The sequence below is a fragment of the Amycolatopsis sp. NPDC021455 genome, from assembly GCF_040640995.1.
Taxonomy (GTDB): Bacteria; Actinomycetota; Actinomycetes; order Mycobacteriales; family Pseudonocardiaceae; genus Amycolatopsis.
In genome coordinates this window covers 1-15422 of the sequence record NZ_JBFACT010000015.1, presented here as the reverse complement: position 1 = coordinate 15422, position 15422 = coordinate 1, and the positions used below count along the sequence as shown (strand labels likewise).

Annotated in this window: 14 protein-coding genes; 1 reads left to right on the top strand and 13 read right to left on the bottom strand. The window is 74.0% G+C overall.

Annotated elements, in window-relative coordinates; translation table 11 throughout:
* Positions 1 to 87: 87 nt before the first annotated feature.
* Positions 88 to 984 carry a COX15/CtaA family protein gene (locus tag AB0G28_RS19665; protein WP_361090383.1) on the top strand — a complete coding sequence of 299 codons (897 nt, stop codon included), beginning with the start codon at positions 88 to 90 and terminating at the stop codon, positions 982 to 984.
* A 5-nt stretch (positions 985 to 989) separates the two neighbouring features.
* On the opposite strand, the gene AB0G28_RS19660 is transcribed toward AB0G28_RS19665, so the two are convergent.
* The 13 genes from AB0G28_RS19660 to AB0G28_RS19600 all read right to left on the bottom strand — a co-directional run bounded on the left by AB0G28_RS19660 (position 990) and on the right by AB0G28_RS19600 (position 15326).
* Positions 990 to 1868, bottom strand: coding sequence for a M56 family metallopeptidase (locus AB0G28_RS19660; RefSeq protein WP_361090380.1), 879 nt, complete (start codon positions 1866 to 1868; stop codon positions 990 to 992).
* Complete coding sequence (locus tag AB0G28_RS19655) at positions 1865 to 2221, bottom strand: BlaI/MecI/CopY family transcriptional regulator (protein ID WP_361090377.1); 357 nt, start codon at positions 2219 to 2221, stop codon at positions 1865 to 1867. The genes AB0G28_RS19660 and AB0G28_RS19655 overlap by 4 nt, the downstream gene beginning before the upstream one ends.
* Positions 2222 to 2446: 225 nt before the next feature.
* The gene (locus AB0G28_RS19650) at positions 2447 to 2908 is read right to left on the bottom strand and encodes a cupin domain-containing protein (protein ID WP_361090374.1); all 462 of its coding nucleotides are present in this window, start codon (positions 2906 to 2908) and stop codon (positions 2447 to 2449) included.
* Positions 2909 to 2916: 8 nt separating this feature from the next.
* Positions 2917 to 3867 (bottom strand): helix-turn-helix domain-containing protein, encoded by a 951-nt coding sequence (locus AB0G28_RS19645; RefSeq protein ID WP_361090371.1) that lies wholly within the window; start codon positions 3865 to 3867, stop codon positions 2917 to 2919.
* A gap of 34 nt (positions 3868 to 3901) precedes the next feature.
* Positions 3902 to 5404, bottom strand: a complete 1503-nt coding sequence (locus tag AB0G28_RS19640; protein ID WP_361090368.1) for an amino acid adenylation domain-containing protein — start codon at positions 5402 to 5404, stop codon at positions 3902 to 3904.
* Complete coding sequence (locus AB0G28_RS19635) at positions 5401 to 6615, bottom strand: MFS transporter (RefSeq protein WP_361090365.1); 1215 nt, start codon at positions 6613 to 6615, stop codon at positions 5401 to 5403. Before AB0G28_RS19635 ends, AB0G28_RS19640 begins: the two co-directional genes overlap by 4 nt.
* Positions 6612 to 7673 (bottom strand): HAD-IIIC family phosphatase, encoded by a 1062-nt coding sequence (locus AB0G28_RS19630; RefSeq protein WP_361090362.1) that lies wholly within the window; start codon positions 7671 to 7673, stop codon positions 6612 to 6614. Before AB0G28_RS19630 ends, AB0G28_RS19635 begins: the two co-directional genes overlap by 4 nt.
* A 2-nt stretch (positions 7674 to 7675) precedes the next feature.
* Complete coding sequence (locus AB0G28_RS19625; protein ID WP_361090359.1) at positions 7676 to 8641, bottom strand: 3-oxoacyl-[acyl-carrier-protein] synthase III C-terminal domain-containing protein; 966 nt, start codon at positions 8639 to 8641, stop codon at positions 7676 to 7678.
* The gene (locus AB0G28_RS19620) at positions 8638 to 9744 is read right to left on the bottom strand and encodes an acyl-CoA dehydrogenase family protein (RefSeq protein ID WP_361090356.1); all 1107 of its coding nucleotides are present in this window, start codon (positions 9742 to 9744) and stop codon (positions 8638 to 8640) included. The genes AB0G28_RS19625 and AB0G28_RS19620 overlap by 4 nt, the downstream gene beginning before the upstream one ends.
* Positions 9744 to 9995, bottom strand: a complete 252-nt coding sequence (locus AB0G28_RS19615) for a phosphopantetheine-binding protein (RefSeq protein WP_361090353.1) — start codon at positions 9993 to 9995, stop codon at positions 9744 to 9746. Before AB0G28_RS19615 ends, AB0G28_RS19620 begins: the two co-directional genes overlap by 1 nt.
* On the bottom strand, positions 9992 to 10855 hold the full coding sequence (locus tag AB0G28_RS19610) for a 3-hydroxyacyl-CoA dehydrogenase family protein (protein ID WP_361090350.1): 864 nt from the start codon (positions 10853 to 10855) through the stop codon (positions 9992 to 9994). The genes AB0G28_RS19615 and AB0G28_RS19610 overlap by 4 nt, the downstream gene beginning before the upstream one ends.
* On the bottom strand, positions 10852 to 14190 hold the full coding sequence (locus AB0G28_RS19605; protein WP_361090347.1) for a thioester reductase domain-containing protein: 3339 nt from the start codon (positions 14188 to 14190) through the stop codon (positions 10852 to 10854). Before AB0G28_RS19605 ends, AB0G28_RS19610 begins: the two co-directional genes overlap by 4 nt.
* Positions 14187 to 15326 (bottom strand): condensation domain-containing protein, encoded by a 1140-nt coding sequence (locus AB0G28_RS19600; protein ID WP_361090344.1) that lies wholly within the window; start codon positions 15324 to 15326, stop codon positions 14187 to 14189. Before AB0G28_RS19600 ends, AB0G28_RS19605 begins: the two co-directional genes overlap by 4 nt.
* Between the last annotated feature and the right edge of the window lie 96 nt (positions 15327 to 15422).

The window sequence follows — 15422 nt, the reverse complement described above, 5'->3', positions numbered from 1 at the left end:
TACTACACGTCGTAGGATTACTGCCCGTAGTAGAACGTGGTCGTCCACGCGCTGTCAAGCCGTGACCGGACGAAGGGAACCGACCGGATGCAGTGGCCCCGGCAAGTCTTGCAACGCAGGCTGGCGATCGCCGCGCTGATCGCCAACGCGGGGATCGCGGTGACCGGCTGCGTCGTGCGGGTGACCGGGTCGGGCCTCGGCTGCCCGACCTGGCCGCAGTGCGTCCCGGGCAGCCTCACCCCGGTCGCTCACCCCGAGGCGGCACCGCTGCACCAGTGGATCGAGTACGGCAACCGGATGCTGACCGTCGTGGTCGGCCTCGTCGTCGCGGGCAGCGTGCTGGCGGCGTGGGGAGCCCGTCGCCAGTCGCCGAGGCCGCTGGTCCTGTCCTCGGTCATGCTCGGCGGCGTGGTCGCGCAGGCGGTGCTCGGCGGAGTCACCGTCCTCACCGGACTGTCGTGGTGGACCGTCGCCGCGCACCTGCTGGCGTCGACCGCCCTGGTCTGGCTGTCGCTGCTCCTGCTCGACGCGATCGACCACCCCGCGTCCGGCACCCGCGCCCACCCGGCGGTCGCCGTGCTGTTCGGCATCCTGGTGGCCGTCCTGTCCGCGACGCTCGTCGCCGGGACGCTCGTAACCGCCGCGGGCCCGCACGCCGGAAGCGAAGACACCCCGCGCCTCGGCCTGCCCGTCGAGCCCTTGGCGCATACGCACGCGTCGCTGCTGTTCCTGTTCCTGGGCTTGCTGATCGGCCTCGGCGGCGTCCTCCGCCTGCGCACCCCGGACCCGCGGATCTGGCGGCGTTACCTGCTCCTGGTCGGGTTGGTGCTGCTCCAGGGCGGCCTGGGCCTGGTCCAGTTCCTGACCGGGGTGCCCGCGACCCTGGTGGCCCTGCACGTCCTCGGCGCCATGGTCATCACCGCCACCACGGCGAGCGTCTGGTGCACGGTGCACCGGACCCCGCGGGTGGCCGTTGGGTCATAGCGCCGTCAAAAGGGGGCGACGAAGAGGCTGAGCGGGGTCGCGAGCAACGTGACGGCGGCCGCGATCGCGAGCGCGGCGGTGAGACCGCGCGTGGCGACGGGCCGGTCGCGGAGGCGGTCGATCCGGTCCGGCAGGGGCGTCCCGCCCGCGGCCATCGTCCCGGCCGGGACGTCTCCGCCGCCGGAGACGCGGAACTTCTCCAGCGCGCCGATGAGCACCTGGCGGCCGTGCCGCCGCGCCGCGTAGTCGTCGGCGCACATCTCGGTCAGCAGGCCCACCGCCGCCGTCACCTTGCCCAGCGCCCGCCAGCGGGGGAACAGCTGGGCGAGCGCGTTGAAGGGGGACAGCACGAGGTGGTGACGTTCCCGCAGATGGGCCTGTTCGTGCGCCAGCACGGCGTCGAGCTCGTCCCGGCTGAGCAGCCGTCGCGTGCCGGCGCTCACCACCACCCGCGGGTCGCGGCCGGGCAGGCAGTAGGCCACCACGGCCGGGTGGTCGAGTTCGAGGATCCGGCCTCCCCGCGCGACCAGGGCGAGCAGATCCCGGTGCCGCGCGCGCTGCCGCGCCACCCGGACGGTCGACCGGACCTGGTGGACGAGCAGCCAGCCCCCGACGGCCAGCCCGGCGGCGACCGCGAGAACCTGCGGCAGGTTCCGGGGATCGGCGAGGAACGAGCGCATCCCCGGCACGATCCCCTGCCGGTACGGTGCCAGCCCCAGCGCGAGCAGCCCGCCGACGAACGACACCACGATCGTCAGCGCGGTGACCTGCCACAACACGACCGCCAGCCGGGGCCGCCGGCGCGTCCAAGCGGCACCGAGCAGGTACCGCGCGACTCCCAGCGCGAGCACCAGCGCGATCCCGTGGTGCAGGGCGTAGATCACGAGCGCCGCCGCCGCGGCAGGGCTTTGCGCAGGAGTTCGGCCTCCTCCTCGGAGACCGAACCCGCGAACCTGGCGAGCGCCGCACCGCGGTCACCGGTCTGCCCGAGCGCTTCCATCATCAGCTCGGCGACGTACTGCTCACGCCCACCCGACGCGGCGTACAGCCAGGCCCGCCCATCCCGTTCGCGGCGCACGAAACCCTTGTCGGCCAGCCGGGAAAGCACGGTCATCACCGTGGTGTACGCCAGCCCGCGCTCGGCGAGCTCGTCGTACACCTTCCGCACGGTCACCCAGTCGTCGCAGGACCACAGGGTCTCCATGACGGCCCGCTCCAGCTCCCCCAACCTGCCCATGGTGCCTCCGACGTCGAATTGCCCGCCGCGATTCTACCCAACGTAGTAGACGCCGGCCGATGGCGTCCGCGCGGCGGGCCTCAGTCGGTGCGGAGTTCGACCGCGGCCGACGCGGAAGAGGTGACGGCGAGCGCGGCCACGGCGGCGATTCCCAGAGCGGCGATCGAGCTTTTCCCTGATTTCACGACGGTTCCGGACCGCCGTAGCGGTCCTGTTGAAGGCGCTTCACGAGGCGTATTCGTCCGAGATCTCGGTGGCGTAGTTCTTCCAGAGCGGTTTCATGGTCTCGGCGTTGACCGGCTGCCCGGAATCGATCATGGCCTTGAAGTCGCGGAAGTACTGCACGTACAGGTCCGGCGTGAAGGTGTTCAGCATGACCGCGTTCTCGTCGCCGATGTTGGCGAACGTGTGCGGCGCCCCAGTCGGCACGATGACCCAGGTGCCCGGCCCGGCGTCGTAGTGGTCCTCGCCGACGGTGAACCGGAAAGTTCCCGCCAGCACGTAGAAGCCCTCGTCGTGCTGGGCGTGGCGATGCTGCAACGGGCTCGGGGTGCCCGGCGGAATGGTGACCTCGGCGAACCCCAGCCGGTGGTCGGTGTGCTCGCCGTTCTCCAGGATGCGGATCTGCTGTGCCCCGCTGCCGAGGATCTCGCCCTCACCGGGGCGGACGATGTTCACCTTCGCCACGACTTCTCCTATCGCTGTTGGTCACCACCATCCTTTCCCGGGCCGGCTGCGCGCGTCTTGGTCGTCGGTGCACGGTTGCTGGTCATCAGTGCGCGGGCGGTGTAGCCGTACGTCGCCTTGAAGAGCTTGCTGAAATGGGTGGGATCGGAGAACCCCCACCGGGCGGCCACGGCGGTGACCGTACGTCCGCTTCCGGTCAGCTCGGCTCGGCAGCGCTCCAGGCGGCGACGGCGGATCAGGGCCGCGACGGTGAGCGGCTGGTCCTCGAACAGCTTGTGCAGCCGGCGTACCGAGATGTGGTGGGCGGCGGCGATCCCGGACGGGGACAGCTCGGGATCGGCCAGCCGGGCCTCGATGTAGCCGGTGATCCGGTCCCGCAGCCGCTCGTCCGGGGCCGGTCGTCCGTCGCCGAGCCGGGCCTCCAGTGCGACCGCGATCAGCTCGACGACGGCCGCCGCCGATCGCAGCGCCTCCGCCTCGCGGAACTCGGTCGCCGACCGCGCCGACTCCCGGGCCAGCACGGAGACGAGCGCGCCCGGGCCGTGGCTGCCGTCGATGCGTACGCCGACGAGCCGGTCGATCTGCGCGGGCCGGATCCGGAGCTCCCGGCGCGGAACCAGGATGGTGACGTGCGCCGCGGCGGTGCTCTCGAACCGGAGCGGACGCGTGGGATCGAGCAGCACCAGGTCGGCCGGCCCGAGTTCGGCGTCGCCGCGCCCTTGCGAGATCCGCGTCCGGCCCCGGGTCATCACCTTGACCGCCAGGTTCTCGCCGCCGGCGGCGTCGCGCTCCCGCCCGATGCAGGCGCTCTCCGGCGTGTCGAGGGAGACCAGCCGCAGCGGCCCGAGGTCGCAGGTGGCGATCCGGCCCCGGAAGCCGGCCCCGGCCAGCTTGTTGACCAGCGGCGGAAACCCGCTGGCGGCCAGCTCGTCCTGGAACGTCTCAAGGTTGCCGATCACCGGTCAACGATAACGGCGGCACTTCTGCTCGAGGTCAGGGTGACGGGGGCGGGACGTCGGTGAGGCGGTGGCGGTCGATCTTGCCGTTGAGGCTCAGCGGCATGGTCGCGCGGTGTTCGAAGTGGCGCGGGAGCATGTAGAGCGGGACGCGGGACCGCAGCCACTGGTGCAGCGCGGCGGCCGGCAGGGGGCCGCCGGTGTAGACGGCGGTCAGGGCCGGTTCGCCGTCGGTCAGCGGGGCGAGCACGACGACCTGGTCGATCTGCGGGTGGGCGCGCAGGGCGGCTTCGACCTCGCCGAGCTCGACGCGGTGGCCGCGGATCTTCACCTGCTGGTCGAGGCGGCCGCGGTGGACGATCTCGCCGCCTTCCCAGCGGACGCGGTCGCCGGTGCGGTACCAGAACGCGTCCGTGAGCGGCCGCGAGCCGTCGTACTCGGCGGCCGGGCCGGTGCCGTCGAAGAAGGTGAACCGGCCGATGTCGTCGCGGGGGTCGAGGTAGCCGTCGAACCGCTGGGGGCCGCGGACGCACAGTTCCCCCTCGGTGGCGGGGAGCCCGTCCTCACCGAGCACGACTACGTCCAGGTGCGGGTACGGGCGGCCGATCGGCACCGTGCCATTCGAGGTGTCCGGCCAGGCCGGGCGTTCGGCCGGGAGGCGGTAGCCGGTCACGGTGACGGTGAGTTCGGTGGGCCCGTAGATGTTGCCGATGGTGCTCGCCGGGGCGACCTCCGCCCAGAGCGCAGCCAGCTCGCGGGTGAGCGGTTCGGCGGCGAACAGGCTGTGCCGCAGGGTGCCCGCCGCTCCGGTGGGCAGGTTGCCCAGCTGCCGCGCGACGCCGGCCACGGACGGGACGGAGAACCAGTGGGTCAGGCGGGCCCGCCGGACGTAGGCGACCGGGGTGAGCAGTTCCCCCGGATCGGGAGCGACCACGGTCGCCCCCGCCGCCCAGGCGACGAACAGGTCGAACACCGACGGGTCGAAACCCAGCCCGAACGTCTGCGAAACCCGGCAGCCCGGCCCCAGCTCGAACGCCTTTACCCAGTAGGGCACGTAGTCCGCGAAGTTGCGGTGCCGGATCGGCACGCCCTTGGGCCGTCCGGTCGAGCCGGAGGTGAACAGCACGTAGGCCTCGTCGTCGGGACGGCCGGAATACTCCGGTAGCGCCCCTTCCTCGGCGACGACCGGCAGCGGTAGCACGCGCGGCGCCCAGTCCGCGGGCTCGGCCGCGAGGACCAGCTCCAGGCCGGCCAGCTCGGCGATGTGCCGTAGACGGCGTTCGGGCAGCCGCGGATCGAGGGGCACGACCGCGGCACCGAGCCGCAGCACGGCGAGGTAGCCCGCGTACGCCTCGATGCCGCGGGCCGCGAGGAGGCCGATCCGCCGCGGGACCCGGCCGTGGCGGGCCAGGACGGCCCCGGCCACGCCGTCGGCCAGCCGGTGCAACTCGCGATACGTCCAGCACTGGCCGTCGGTTTCGAGCGCGACGGCGTCCGGCCACCGGGCCGCGGTCTCGGCGAAGAACCGGTACAGCGTCATGCGGTGCCCACCCTTCCGGACGCCATCCGCAGCACCGGCCGGGCGGCGACCAGGGCCAGCAGCAGGATTCCCGCGCCGGCCGCGAGGAACGGCGCCCGCAGGCCCTGCGTGCCGGCGAGCGCACCGGCCGCGAGGGCGCCCAAGGGCGCCGTCCCGGTGCCGATCAGCCGATATACGCCGTTGACGCGGCCGAGCAGTTCCGATGGCACGTCCGCTTGCCGGAACGACACGGTCAGCGTCTGGTACACCGCCGTGCCGAAGCCGAAGACCGCGAACCCGGCCACCGCGGTGGCCGTCCAGGCGACGAGACCGAGCAGCAGGACCGCCGCACCGGCGAACGCGAGCGAAGTCAACGCGGCGCGGAACAGGCCCAGCCGGGCGGCGAGCCTGCCGCTGAGCAGGGCGCCCGCGATGCCGCCCAAGGCGACCGCGGCCAGGAAGACGCCGAACACCGCCTTCGGCAGTCCCAGCTCCTGCACGACGTAGAGCACCTCCACCGCGGCGATGCCGGTGACGCAGAAGTTCGCCACGCCGAGCATCACGGCGAGGGTGCTGAGCAGCCGGTCGGCCTTCAGGTAGCGGATGCCTTCGGCGAGCATCGCCCGCCAGGAAACCCGCGGCGCGGACACGGGCGCCGCGGTGGGCCGCACGGCCAGCAACAGGAGCACGCCGAGGGCGAACGAGGTGCCGTCGAGCAGGAACGGCAGCGCCGCGAACAAGACGAACACGACTCCCCCGCCCGCCTGGCCGATCGAGTCGCGGAACACGAGCTGGGCGATGTGCAGCCGGCCGTTCGCCGCGGTGAGCCCCGCCGGGGGCACGACCTCCGGCAGGAACGACTGCGCGCCGACAGCGAACACGGCCTCGCCGAGACCGAGCAGGGCCGCCGCGACGCAGACGAGCGCGAGGTTCGCCGTGCCGGTCAGCACCAGCAGCGCCAGCGCGGTGACGACCGCGGCGCGCGCGAGGTCGACGCCGATGAGCAGCCGGCGGCGGTCCACCATGTCCGCGAGCACCCCGGCCAGTGCCGAAAACAGCAGCGGGACGGCCATGGCGACCGTGACGAGCGCGAGCCGGAACGGGTCGGTGGTGAACGACAGCGCGAGCAGCGGGATCGCGGTGTAGCGGACGCCGTCGCCGAACGCCGAGATCGCGGTCGCCAGCCACAACCGGGAGAAGTCACCGCGGACCGCCGTCGTGGACCCCGTCACGACACGACCGTCCACTCGGGACCGAGCACGGTCATCACCGCCGACGCCGGCTGCGGCCGCGGAACCAGGTGGAACCGTTCGATCCCGATGTCACCGGCCAGCGCGTCCGCACAGGCGCAGCCGGCCGGGGCGAACCCGGCGAAGCGGTAGCCGATCTCCATGATCCGGTTGCGGTCGGTGCGCCGGAAGTCGGCCACCAGGTGGACGTCCGCGGCGGCGGCCCGGTCGGCCAACCAGCGAAGGACGACCGCGCCGACCCCGCAGGAGACCACCCGGCACGACGTGGCGAGCAGCTTCAGGTGCCAGACGCGGGGGTGCCGGTGCACCAGGGCCAGCCCGACCGCGCCCGACGGGCCGAACCGGTCGGTCAGGGTCAGCACGAGCACGTCGTGGTCCGGCTCGGCCAGCAGGGCCCGGAGGGCGGCTTCGGAATACGGCACGCCGGTCGCGTTCATCTGGCTGGTCCGGCGGGTCAGCTCTTCGAGCCGCGCGAGATCCGCCTCGGTCGCGTGGTCGATCCGGAGGACGATGCCGAGCGAGCGGAGGAAGTCGTCGTCGGGCCCGGCGAACTCGGCCCGCGCGGAGTCGCGCCGGAAGGCCGCCTGGTAGCGCTCGCGGCGGTGGCGGGCGTCCTCGGTGATCACGGCCGGGCTGAACTCGGGCCGCTGCAACAGCTTCGCGGCTTCATCCGCCGGGTAGGTGCGCACCTCCGGCAGCTCGAAGGCGACTTCGGCCAGTTCCGTCGGGCGGTCGTCGACGAAGGCCATCGCGCGGTGGGCGAAGCCCAGCTCGTCCGCCACCGCGCGGACGGCGTCGGACTTGCGGCCCCAGCCGATCTGCGGCAGCACGAAGTAGGAGTCCAGGCCGAACGCGGCGAGCCGCGCCATCGCCGGCTCGTGGTCGTTGCGGCTGGCGACCGACTGCAGGATGCCGCGGGCGTCGAGGCCGCGGACGACGTCGGCCACATCGGGCAGCAACGCGACGTCGTCCCCCTCGGCCAGGGTGCCCCGCCACAGCGTGTCGTCGAGGTCCCAGACCAGGCACTTGACCGTCTCCACGCTCAGACCTCCCAGAGGGTCACGGCCCAGGCCGCGACCGGGCTGTTGTTGAGCACCAGCACCAGGTCCCCTTCGGTCAGCTCGCCGGTGGCGAGCAGGCGGTCGAGGTTGAGCACGACGTCCATCGCCCCGAGGTGGCCGTACGCGTTCAGGTGCTCGGCGCAGACCGGGTGGATCGGCAGGCCCAGCAGCGCGGTGTAGAACTCGTACGCCGACGCGGTGACGTTCTGCATGACGGTCGCGCGGACGCGGGAGCGATCCACTCCGGCGTCCGCGAGCACCTGCTCGACCAGCCGCGCCATCCGTTCCCGGCCGCGCAGCGCCAGTTCGAACCGGTAGCGGTCGGGCGAGCCGCACTCCTCACGCCACTCGTACCAGGGTGTCTTGCGGTAGTCGACGCGGAAGAGGTCGTGGAACGACCCGTCCGTCTCCGCCCGGTGCGCGCGCAGCACCGGACGGCCACCGCGGACCACAGCCGTCGCGTACGCGCCGTCCCCGATCACCGTCACGGGGTACCGGACGCGGTCGAGCCCGGTGGGCCGGCTGGCGTGCGCGATCAGCACGCACTGCCGGGACGCGTCGGCGCGCAACAGGTCGGCCGCCAGCGCCCAGGCCGCGCTCGACCCGGTGCAGCCCAGCCCGTCGAGGGTGAACGGGAACGCCCGCCCCAGCCCGGCGGCGGCCTGGACGCGGGTGACGTCCGATCCGAGCAGCACCTCGGGTGCGCGTGGCGCGACCAGCACCAGGACGTCGGGTTCGGGGATGTCGTGGTGCGCCAGGAGTTCGCGGCAGGCCAGGGCGGCCAGGTCCGCGGCGGGCTCGTCCAGCACGCCCACCTCGGTGATCCCGCAGCCGGCGGCGAACTCCGCGGCGGCGCGGTCCAGGTCGGCGAACTCCGGCAGCCGGGTCACCTTCACGAACTCCCGCGGCAGCACGCAGTGCACCACACCGATCCCGGGCGCGGTCACGGCAGCACCGCCAGCGCGTGTTCGGCCAGCAGCAGCTGGCAGATCTCGGTACTGCCCTCGATGATTTCCATCAGCTTCGCGTCCCGGTACGCCCGAGCCACCACGTGGTCGTCACGGGCCCCGGCCGAGGCCAGGACCTGCGCGGCCCGCGCCGCGCTCTCGGCCGCCTGCCGCGCCGCGACCTGCTTGGCCAGCACCGCGGCGACCGCCTGGTCCGGCGCGCCTTCGTCCCACCGGGTGCTGGCGTGCGCGCAGGCGAGCGTGGCCAGGTGCTCGGCGGTCACCAGCTCGGCCAGGTGCCGGGCGACCAGCTGGTGGCCGGACAGCGACCGTCCGAACTGGACGCGCCCGGCGGCGTGCCGCACCGCGGCGGTCCGGCAGGCCCGGACCAGCCCGGCACAGCCCCACGCGACCGACAACCTGCCGTAGGTCAACGCGGCGGTGACCAGCATCGCCGGCGGCGCCCCGCTGGCCGCGAGCAGGTGGCTCGCGGGGAGCCGGACGTGCTCGAGGCGGACGTCGGCGTGCCCCGCCGCGCGGCAGCCGAACGGGTCGCCGATCGGCGAGATCGTCACCCCGGGCGTCCCGGCCGGGACCACGGCGACGCCGGCGCCGCGTTCGTAGGTGCCGAACACGACGAGCAGGTCGGCGTAGGCCGCGCCGGTGACCCAGACCTTCGCGCCGTCGACCACGATCGCGTCGCCGTCGGCGCGAATCGCGGTCTCCATCCCCGACAGGTCACTGCCTGCGCCCGGCTCGCTCATGGCGACCCCCGCCAGCGTGCCACCGGCCAGTTTCGGCAGGAACTCTTCGCGCTGCGTGGGACGTCCGAGGCGCTGCACGGTCCAGGCCGCCATGCCCTGGGACGTCTGCAGGCTCCGCAACGAGCCGCAGAAGCTGCCGGTGTGCGCGGTCAGCTCCCCGTTGTCCCGGCTGCTGAACCCGAGCCCGCCGTATTCGGCCGGGACCTGGGCGCACAGGAGCCCGCCGCGGGAGAGCTCCCGCACGAGCGGCTCGGGAATCCGGCCCGCCCGGTCCCACGCGGACGCGTCGGTGCCGGCCGCCGCGGTCACGGCGGCGAGTGCGTCGGCGAGGATGGCCATCAGGACCGCAGCCGCCGGACGAGCCGAGCCATCGCCTCGGCCGTGCGGAAGTTGTCCAGGCTGAGCTCGTCCCCTTCGACGGTGATCCCGTACCGGCGCTCGACGTGCACGACGAGTTCCAGCGCCATCAGCGAAGACAGCCCGCCCGCGGCGAACAGGTCCTCGTCCGGCGCGTGCTCGGCCTTGGTCAGCCCCGTCAGGAAGCCGAGGAGGTCGACCACGACCGGGTCGGTCGTTTCCGAAGCCGTCACGAGACACTCCCGTAGTCGTAGAACCCGGCGCCGCTCTTGCGGCCGAGGTTTCCGGTCCGCACGCGGGCGAGGAGCTCCTCGTCGGCGCGGTAGGCCTCTTCGCCGGTCCGGTCGTACAAAACCGCCAGGGTGTCGACGACGTTGTCGAGCCCGATCAGGTCGGCGGTGGCCAGCGGGCCGGTGCGGTGGCCGAGGCAGGCGGTGAACACCTCGTCGACGCGCTCGGCGGCGGCCCGGCCCTCGGTGACCAGCCGCGCGGCGTCGTTGATCATCCGCATCAGCACGTGGTTCGACACGAACCCCGGCCCGTCGCCGACGAGGATCGCGCGCCTGCCCAGCACCGCGAACAGCGAGCCGAGCGCGGCCATCGCCGCGTCGCCGGTGTCCGGTCCGCGGACGACTTCGACCGCGTCGATGAGGTAGGGCGGGTTCATGAAGTGGGTGCCGGCCAGCTCGGCCGGACGGGCGGTCGCGGCGGCGAGCTCGCCGACCGGGATCGCCGAGGTGTTGGTGGCCAGCAGCGTCCCCGGAGTGACCACAGTGGACACCTCGGCCAGCACTTTCGCCTTGGTGTCCGGGAGTTCCGTGACCGCTTCGACGACCGCGGCGGCGCCGGCGACCGCGGTGACCGACGTGCTGGTCCGCAGTTCGGCGGCGACCCCGGCGGCGGGCAGCTTGCGCAGCAGCGCGCCGATACGCGTCTGGTTCCGGACCGCGTCAGGGGCGAGCGCCAGCCGGTCCGGATCGATGTCCACCAGCGTGACCGGCACGCCGTGGGCGAGTGCCAGCGCGGCGATGCCGACGCCCATCACCCCGGCCCCGACCACCGCGATTCCGCTGGTGTGCCAAGGATCTGTCATGAGTGTCCCCCGTTCTCGCCGGCAGCGACGTCGACGTCCGCGATCGGCACCAGCCCGGCGAACTCGGGCTGCCCGGCCAGGTAGCCGAGGCTGCGCACCAGCTGGGCGGCGTCGACCCGGGCGTGACGGCCGGTCCGCCGCAGCCAGTCCTGCCAGTGTTCGCACTCGACGTCGTCGTCTCCGGTGTCCAAGCGGTCCAGGTCGTAGAGGGCGATGCTGGCCAGCACCGGATCTCCGGTCTCCAGCGCCCGTTCGGCCACGCGCTCGAACCAGGCGGCGACCGGCAGGGCTTCGGTCGGGTGGCCGGCTTCGGCCAGCAGCCCGAACAGCCGCGGCAGCGTGGGGGCCACCCGGTCGACGAGGTGGTAGGGGCGGCCGGTGGCCTCGTCGGCTCCGGCGAGGCCCACCACGGCTTCGGCGACCACGTCGACCGGGGCCAGCGGCATCGGGCGCGGGTCGAGCGGGTGCGCGCCGACGGCGAGGCCCGCGGCCAGCAGCCGGAACAGCATGTCCCGGGTGTTGCACGCCCCGGTCGCGGTGGCGCCGCTGATCAGCCCGGGCCGGAACACCCGGACCCGCAGGCCGTCGCGCTCGGCCCGTTCCAGCAGCCGTTCCGCCGCCCACTTCGACGCGCCGTAGCCGCCGGTGCGCGGGTCGAGCGGCTGGGCGCGCCGCTCGGTGCGGCGGTCACCGGTGCCGACGTCGGGGCCGGTCGCGGCGAGGGTGCTGACCTGGCTGAACTCGGTGATGCCCGCCTCACGCGCCCAGCGCACCAGTTCGAGCACCGGCAGCACGTTGTCGGTGCGCAGCACCCGGTAGGGCTCGGTGAACACCACCCGGGCCGCGCTGTGCAGGATGTGCCCGACCCGGCGGGTGAGCTCGCCGTCGCGGAAGCCACGGCAGACGTCGCCGGCGGCCCGGAGGTCACCCGGGACCGCCACCACCCGCCGGGGGTCAGGGACAGGCAGCCGGAACCGGGTCGCGGCCGCGGCCAGCCGCGCCAGGCCGGCGGCTTCGTCTTCGGCCCGCACCAGGCAGTACACCCGGTGGCCGGTCTGGCGGAGCAGTTCGTGCAGCAGGAACGCGCCGACGTAACCGGTGGCTCCGGTGAGCAGGACGTCGGTGCCCGTGGCCGGCCGGGCCGCGATCGGGCCCAGCCCGGCGGCGAGGTCGGCGTCGATCAGCGCACTGTCCCCGTCCGCGGCTTCGCCGGCCGCGCCGCTCGCCGCGACGGCCTCGGCGACCCGCCGGACGGTGGCCCGGCTGCCGCCCACGCGGTGCAGGTTGATCAGCACGCCGTGGCGCTGCTGGACCCGCAACGCCATCCGCACGGACAGCAGCGACGTCCCGCCGAGCGCGCCGAACTCGTCGTCCGGCCCGATCGAGGAGATCCCGAACAGCTCTCGCCACAGGGAAAGCACCTGCGTCTGGATCGGGCCGGACGCCGGTTCGGCATCGGTGGCCACGTCGTCGAAGGCGAGATCGTCGAGGGCCCAGTAGCGGCGGCGCGGGAACGGGTAGGTCGGCAGGGGAACGCGCACGGCGTCACCCGGCGGCTGGTGCTCCCCCACCCGGACACCGTGCAGCCACGCGGTGTCCAGCGCTTCTTCGAGCGCGTCGGTGTCCCCGGACTCGTCGGCGAACAGCACGAACACGTCGTCGGGGACCACCGGGGGCGGCGCCGGGACGACCTCGGTGTCCGCGCCGAGTGCCGCGATCAGCCGCGCGCACCGCGGCTGCGCCGGGTCGGCGGCGACGACCAGGGGCCGTCGTTCGCCGGTGCGCCGGGTGCGGACCTGGCCGGGCCGGGGCAGCCGCAGTGCGGCCGCGAGCCGTTCGGGCGCTGCCGTCACGACCCGGCGTTCGGCGAAGTCACGGCGGCCGGTCCGGAGCGTGAAGGCGACGTCGGTGTGGCGGAGCGTGCCGCGATCGAGTTCGTCGGCCAGCCGGGTGGAAGCGTCGTCGAGTTCGGCGCGGTTGCGGGCCGACAGCCGCAGCCGCACGATCGCGGGAGCCGGGCCGGCGGGCCGCGGTGCCGGTGGCGGGCCGACCACCACCGCGGCGTTGGTGCCGCCGAGTCCCATCGAGTTGACCAGCACGTGCCGGTCGGCGCCGGTGGCCCGGCCGGCCGCGGCGGCCAGGGTGAACGGGCTGTCCGCGAGCAGCCCTTCGTCCCGCGGCCGCTCGAACAGCGGATGCGGGGGCAGTATCCCGGTCGCGGCGATGCGCACCGCCTTGATCAGGCCGGCGACGCCTGCCGCCGCACCGGCGTGTCCGATGTTGACCTTCACCGAACCCAGCGCGCAGAACCCCTTGGCACCGCTGGAGATCCGCAGCCCGTCGGTGAGGCCGCGCAGCTCGACGTGGTCGCCGAGCGGTGTGCCCGAGCCGTGCGCCTCGGTGTAGCAGAGCAGATCGGCGCCGACGTCCGCCGTGTACAGCGCCGCGGCGACGACGTCGGCGGGGCCGTCCGGCGTGGGCGCGGTGAACCCCGGCCGCCGGGCGCCGTCGTTGCCGACCGCGCTGCCGCGCAGCACGGCGAGCACCGGGTCGCGGTCGGCGAGCGCGTCCGCCAGCCGCCGCAGCGCGACGACACCGACCCCGGACCCGACCGCCGTGCCCGACGAGCGGGCGTCGAACGCCCGGCAGTAGCCGTCGTCGGACAGGATGCCCCCGGGCTCGAACCGGTAGCCCGCGGCGGGTTCGGCGAGCCCGGCACCCCCGGCGAGCGCGAGGTCGCACTCCCCGGACAGCAGGCTGAGCACGGCGTAGTGCACTGCGGTCAGCGAAGACGAGCAGGCCGTCTGCACGCCCACGGACGGCCCGCGCAGGCCGAGCTTGTGCGCCACCCGGGCAGGGCCGAAGTCGGCCATCCCGCCGAGCTGCAGCGACAGGTGGTCGAGCCCGGCCGTTCCGCCCCGCCGCGTCCGCGCGGCCTGCAGCGCGGCGACGTATCCGCTCGGGCTCATCCCGGCGAAGACGCCGACCCGCTGGTCACCTTCGCCGCCGGGCGGGTATCCGGCCTGTTCCAGTGCCTCCCAGCAGGTCTCGAGGAACAGCCGCTGCTGCGGGTCGATCAGCTCCGCTTCGGCCGGGGGAACGCCGAAGAACTCCGCCGCGAACAGCCCCGGCCCGGCCAGGGTGGCGATCCGGCGCACGTAGTCCGCGCCGGCGGACACCTCCGGTCCGACGCCCGCGGCACGCAGCTCGTCGTCGGTCAGTTCGCGCATGCCGAGCACCCCGGCTTCGAGTCCGGCCCAGAACTGCGCGGGGGTGTCCGCGCCCGGAAACCGGCAGCCGATGCCGACGACGGCGATCGCCGTGTCCGCGCTCACCGGCCGGACGTCCCCGGCGCCGGGCGGCGGGCCACGCCGAGCAGCCGTTGCCGGTTCTGCTCGCGCGGCACGGGCGCGGAGTCGTCGTCCCCGGCGAGCAGCCGCGCCTGGCTCGAGACGGTGTTGCAGCGGAACAGGTCGGCGACGGTGAGTTCGCGCGTGGTCAGCGGCGCCAGCCGGTCGAGCAGCATGATGAGCAGCAACGAGGTGCCGCCCGCGTCGAAGAAGCTGGTCTCGGTGTCCACGTCGGCGCGGGCGAGCACGTCGGCCCAGGCCCGGCGGACAGTGTCCACTGTGGACTGGGCGGGTGGTCCGGGCACGGTCGCCTCCAGGGATCGCACGAGCTCCAGCGCCAGCCCGCGCAGATCGGCCAGCAGTGTGGTGACGGTGGCGCGGTCGAACAGGCCGGTCACGTAGTCGGCGTACAGCCGCAGCTCTTCCGGGTGCTCGATCCCGACGAGCGCGAGCTCGTACTTCACGTGCGCCGCGTCCCGGATCTCGACCCGCCCCTGCACGTCCTCGCCGAGGACGGGCGCGGCCAGCGGCGCGTCGAGCACGCTGACCATCACCGGCGTGACCGGCGGCCGGCTGAGGTCCCGCCCCGGGTCCAGCGCCGCGGCGATGGCGTCGAACGGAACGTCCGCGTGGGCGAACGCCGCGGTGGCGGCGCGGCGGACCCGGCCGAGCAGCTCGTCCCAGCCCGGTTCACCGCGCAGGTCGGCGCGCACGAGCAGGGTGCCGGCGAACATGCCGACCGCGTTCGCCCGGCCCGGGTCGTCCCGGCCGGCCCAGGGGAAGGCGAACAGGAAGTCGCGCTGCCCGCCGCGTTCGGCCAGCGCGGCCGCGAGCAGCGCGACGAGCACCATGAAACTCGAGCAGCCGTGCGCCGCGGCGACCGCTCGCAGCCGCGCGGTCAGCTCGGAGCCCAGCCCGAGGACGGCGGTGGCGCCCTCGGTGCGCTGTTCGGTCCCGCGCGGGCGATCCCGCGGAAGGTCCACGTCGAGCGGGGCTTCTTCGAGCGCCGCGAGCACCTCGGCCAGCCGGTCCTTTCCCGGCTCGACGGCTACTGTTGTGCGTCCGAGGTTCGGTGACGCCGGCTCGGCGATGCGCCCCAATGTGGCGTTCGGTGCGTCCAACGCCGGAGCCGTCCTTCGCCACGACGACGTTCGCCGCCGCCGCGCCTGCCGGCGGAGCGGCCAGCGACGCGCCCGCGAGCACCGACGCGACGAGCA